Below are 4,973 nucleotides of genomic sequence, written 5' to 3' on the forward strand. Positions count from 1 at the left end.
CAGCAACAAACACTGACGCGGGCCGATCATATAAATCAATTGGCGTGCCGAATTGTTCCACATAACCACCATTAAGCACCATCAAACGGTCACCCAATGTCATAGCTTCCACTTGGTCATGCGTCACATAAATTGAGGTAACGCCCAGTCGGCGCTGTAGCTTTCGTATTTCCAAGCGCATTTGCACGCGCAGTTTAGCATCAAGGTTCGACAATGGCTCATCAAACAGAAACACCTGTGGGTCCCGCACAATCGCCCGTCCCATCGCCACGCGCTGGCGCTGCCCGCCCGATAGCTGACGCGGTTTTCGATCAAGGTAGTCCTTGATTTCTAAAATGTCGGCTGCTTCATCAACCCGTTTGTTGATTTCGTCCTTGGAGAGTTTGCGGATTTTGAGACCATAGGCCATGTTTTCGCGCACACTCATATGCGGATAAAGCGCGTAGTTTTGAAATACCATGGCGATATCACGGTCGGCCGGCTCAAGGTCGTTGACCAATTTGTCACCGATGTAAATCTCGCCACCTGAAACGGTTTCCAACCCCGCAACCATGCGTAACAACGTGGATTTTCCGCACCCAGATGGGCCGACAATCACAATAAACTCGCCATCCTCAAACTGACCCGCAACTTTGTGCAACACTTCGACTTTGCCGTAGTTTTTCACAAGGTCTTTTAAAACAATTGATGCCATAGTTTCTTCCTACTTGTCCGTCTCGGTGAGACCCTTGACGAAGAGCTTTTGCATTGCGACCACCACAAAGACCGGCGGCAGCATCGCCAAAAGTGCAGTCATCATAATAATGTTCCATTGCGGCGATTGTTCTGCCGCTTCAAGCATTTGCTTGATGCTCATCACAATCGTGGTCATATCTGTGTCCGTTGTGATCAAAAGCGGCCACAAATATTGGTTCCAGCCGTAAATGAACAGAATAACGAACAGCGCAGCGATATTGGTGCGGCTCAAGGGCAGCAATATATCCCAAAAAAACTGCATGGGCTTTGCACCGTCTATACGTGCGCTCTCAAGCATTTCATCCGGGATGGTCAAAAACACCTGCCGAAACATAAAGGTTGCCGTCGCAGATGCGATCAGCGGCACGGACAAACCCCAATAGCTGTTCAGCAACCCTAGGTCAGCCACCACCTCAAATGTTGGTAAAATGCGAACCTCAACAGGCAACATCAGTGTGATGAAAATCATCCAGAAAAAGCCCATGCGGAACGGAAACTTGAAATATACAATCGCAAATGCCGAAAGCAGCGAGATCGAGATTTTACCAAAAGCGATCATCAATGCCATGGACAAGCTATTAAGAAGCATACGCCACACGGGAGCGGATTGAGATCCTGACAGACCTGACCCAAAAAAGGTTTGCTTGAAGTTTTCGACGAAAAACCCACCCGGCAACAAAGGCAACGGCGCTTGCAGCATGCGCGTTTCTTCGTGCGTAGACGCCACAAAGGTTATCCAGATCGGTAGTGCAACAATGGCAACTCCCAAGATCAAAACAAGATGGGTAACAATGTTCAATATTGGACGGTTCTCAACCATTAATACTCAACCTTGTTTTCGATGTAGCGGAATTGAATGAAGGTCATCACGATGACTAGGAACATTAGAATGACCGATTGAGCAGCAGACCCGCCAAGATCGAGCCCCACAAATCCGTCGTTGAAAACCTTATAGACCAAAATTGTGGTTGAATTTGCCGGACCGCCCTGCGTTACCGCGTGGATAATCCCAAATGTATCAAAGAAGGCATACACCGCGTTGATGACCAGCAAAAAGAACGTCGTGGGCGAGACCAGAGGGAAGATCAGCGTCCAGAACCTCCTGAGCGGTCGTGCGCCATCGATTGCACCCGCTTCAATTATAGAGCGCGGTATGGCCTGCATCGCAGCTAAATAGAATAGAAAATTATATGCAACCTGCTTCCATGCCGCGGCCATTATGACCAACAACATTGCTTGGTTTCCATTCAAATAGTGGTTCCAGTCATACCCCAGAAAGCCCAAAAAATAGGGAAAAATGCCAAGAGTAGGATTAAACATAAACACCCAGAGCGCACCCGCTAAAACCGGGGCAACTGCATAGGGCCAAATCAACAATGTGCGGTATGTTGTTGCGCCGCGCACAACACGATCTGCAAAGCCCGCCAGAATGAGCGCAAATGACATGGACATAAAAGCAACGGCAGCCGAAAAGAAAAGCGTTCGCAAAAAACTATCCAAATATAGTTCATCGCCGAACAAATATTCAAAGTTTTCAAACCACACAAACTCGGTCGAAAGGCCAAAGGCGTCTTCAATCAAAAATGATTGATAAACGGCTTGACTGGCCGGCCAAATGAAAAACACCAGAGTGATGACAATCTGTGGGGCGACCAGCAGGTAGGGCAATATCGACGATTGAAAATGAACGCGCTTGAGCATTATTGCCTCTCAATGAGAAAGCGTTTCAGATAGGCCCGGCGACCAATTGTCGCCGGACCCAGTTTAATTGGACTATTAAGTTACTTCACCGAACGCTCGAAGCGTCGAAGCAATTCGTTGCCGCGTTTTACAGCGGTGTCCATTGCTTCCTTCGCAGTTTTTTCGCCGCCCCAAAGCGCTTCCATTTCTTCATTGATCACATCGCGCACTTGCACGAAGTTACCAAAGCGAATGCCACGTGAATTGGGTGTTGGCTCATTCAGGCTAAGCTGTTTAATTGCAGTGTCGGTACCAGGGTTGGCTTCATAGAACCCCTGGCTCTTGCTCAACTCAGCGGCCGCTTTCGTGATCGGCACATAACCCGTTTCTTGGTGCCACCAAGCTTGCACGTCAGCAGAAGACATATAGGTTAGAAACTTCGCTAGCCCTTTATATTCTTCGTCTTCGTGACCAGCCAGCGCCCACAATGTTGCACCACCAATGATAGAGTTTTGCGGCGCATCAGCAACATCCGTGTCCAAAGGCAACATGGTTTGGCCAAAGTTGAATGTCGCTTGGCTCTTAATTGAACCATAATAGGCAGATGAATTCATCCACATGCCACATTCACCATTGGTGAACAAAGGCAAACTATCTCCGCGACGCCCCCCATAAACAAATTGCTTGTCAGCGCCCATGGACGCGATATCCGCCAAACGGTTGATCACCTGATCATTGTTGAAGGTAAACTCCGTGTCGAACCCGGCAAAACCGTTTTCCTTGGTACCCATTGGTAGGTTGTGCCAAGAGGAGAAGTTCTCAACCATCACCCAAGACTGCCAACCAAAAGAAAGGCCGCATGCCATTCCATTGTCAACGAGTGCCTTGGCCGCCGTTTTCACATCATCCCAAGTTTTTGGTGGCTCAACCCCAGCCGCTTCTAGCGCGTCTGCGTTGTACCACATAACTGGCGTCGAGCTGTTAAACGGCATCGACAACAGTTCGCCTTCTGGCGTTTGGTAGTAAGAAATAACCGCTGGTAGATAATCAGACTTGTCAAAAGGCTCGCCCGCATCAGCCATGAGCTGTTCAACAGGATAAATTGCGCCTTTTGCAGCCATCATTGTTGCCGTACCAACTTCAAACACCTGCACCAGGTGCGGCTGCTGACCTGCACGGAAAGCAGCAATCGCTGCAGTCATGGTCTCTGTGTAATTGCCTTTATATACAGGGACAACTTTGTACTCAGTTTGAGTAGCGTTGAAGTCCGTCGCGATTTTGTCAACGCGCTCACCATTGGTACCGCCCATTGCGTGCCACCACTGAATTTCAGTTTGTGCAGACGCTGAGTTAGCTCCGAGTGTAAGTGCAGTTGTCGCCAAAAGAAGAGTTCTTAATGCCATTCTATCCTCCCAGATAGCAAATTAAGGCCATAGCATTATCCAACAAAAAGAATAACGCAAGCAGATTTTTTTTGCCAATTTCATAACATAATGTTATATTCAAGGGCAAATCATAAGGGTGAAATTGGAGTAAGTCATTGAAATTCAAACTAAGACAGCTCGAAGCGTTCCAAGCCACAGCCAAAACGGGTTCCGTGACCAGAGCTGCAAAATCTTTAGGCGTTTCACAACCTGCAGTGAGCAGATTGCTGGCAGATTTTTCAACAGCCATCGGCTTTGAACTGTTCGAAAGAAAAAGTGGCATCCTTACCCCCACCAGTGAAGCACGTTATATGCTGACCGAGGTTTCCCGTGTTTTTGAAAGCCTTGATCATCTTGAAGACCTAAGACGCGATCTGAAAGAACGCACAGCAGGTCATTTGCGCATCGCGTGCCTGCCGGGTTTTGCCACCAGTCACCTTCCAAGGGTTCTCACTGAGTTTTTGGATAACCGACCAGGGGTCACTTTGACCCTGGAACCCGATCGCCCAGAGCGAATCCTTGAGTGGATTATTGGTCAGCAATATGACTGTGGTATTACAGACGGATTTTCTGGCCACCCTGCCACGGAGCGCACAGACATTTCGATCAAAACCGTCTGCATCTTGCCAAAAGGTCACCCGTTGGGCGCCAAAGACACGATTTCTCCGAAGGATCTAGAAAATGAAAAAATGGTCCACACCCGCCGGGACAGTCCCTTCAACGTGGCTTTAACACAAAGTTTTACGCAAGATGGCGCACGGATGAACTCCTGGATTGAAGTCCGTCAGTTCACGGCAGCCTGCACAATTGTTGGTGAAGGCCACGGCGCCTCAATTGTAAGTGCACTTGACGCAGCTCAATATGCAGATCGCGGTATTATAATCCGTCCGTTCAGCCCCAATCTAGAACATAAATTATCCATATTGCGACCATTGGCTGGCAATCGATCACTTTTGGTTCTCGATTTTATTGAAGCATTTCAGAACAGCTTGAAACCATTTATTGCAGAAGCAAACTAGCATCCCACACCGACCAGAATACCCAATCTCATTGCTTTGAAAAAAACACTTGGAAAACCGCACAGAGACTGTTTAAAATAATAAACACTATCCCTAAACGTAAGCAAAGAGACCG

At 48.1% G+C, this 4,973-nt stretch carries 5 protein-coding genes; 1 reads left to right on the top strand and 4 read right to left on the bottom strand.

The features are described 5' to 3' along the window. From ugpC to ugpB, 4 genes are all read right to left on the bottom strand, one after another. Window positions 1-694 (bottom strand): sn-glycerol-3-phosphate ABC transporter ATP-binding protein UgpC (gene ugpC / locus Q0231_RS05235; RefSeq protein ID WP_299345955.1); only part of this gene is annotated, 694 nt, incomplete at its 3' end. 9 nt (window positions 695-703) lie between these two features. Then, window positions 704-1,555 (bottom strand): sn-glycerol-3-phosphate ABC transporter permease UgpE, encoded by an 852-nt coding sequence (ugpE, locus tag Q0231_RS05240; RefSeq protein WP_269394609.1) that lies wholly within the window; start codon window positions 1,553-1,555, stop codon window positions 704-706. Then, window positions 1,555-2,436 carry a sn-glycerol-3-phosphate ABC transporter permease UgpA gene (ugpA, locus tag Q0231_RS05245; RefSeq protein ID WP_269394608.1) on the bottom strand — a complete coding sequence of 294 codons (882 nt, stop codon included), beginning with the start codon at window positions 2,434-2,436 and terminating at the stop codon, window positions 1,555-1,557. The genes ugpE and ugpA overlap by 1 nt, the downstream gene beginning before the upstream one ends. Before the next feature lie 80 nt (window positions 2,437-2,516). After that, complete coding sequence (gene ugpB / locus Q0231_RS05250) at window positions 2,517-3,818, bottom strand: sn-glycerol-3-phosphate ABC transporter substrate-binding protein UgpB (RefSeq protein WP_269394607.1); 1,302 nt, start codon at window positions 3,816-3,818, stop codon at window positions 2,517-2,519. Window positions 3,819-3,955: 137 nt separating this feature from the next. Here ugpB and Q0231_RS05255 point away from each other — a divergent pair, with 137 nt between their 5' ends. After that, window positions 3,956-4,858: a LysR substrate-binding domain-containing protein gene (locus Q0231_RS05255; RefSeq protein WP_269394606.1), complete on the top strand. Its 903-nt coding sequence runs from the start codon at window positions 3,956-3,958 to the stop codon at window positions 4,856-4,858. Window positions 4,859-4,973: the final 115 nt, after the last annotated feature.

Origin of the sequence: uncultured Maritalea sp. (genome assembly GCF_937139385.1) — a bacterium.
In the GTDB taxonomy this organism is placed as follows: Bacteria; Pseudomonadota; Alphaproteobacteria; order Rhizobiales; family Devosiaceae; genus Maritalea; species Maritalea porphyrae_A.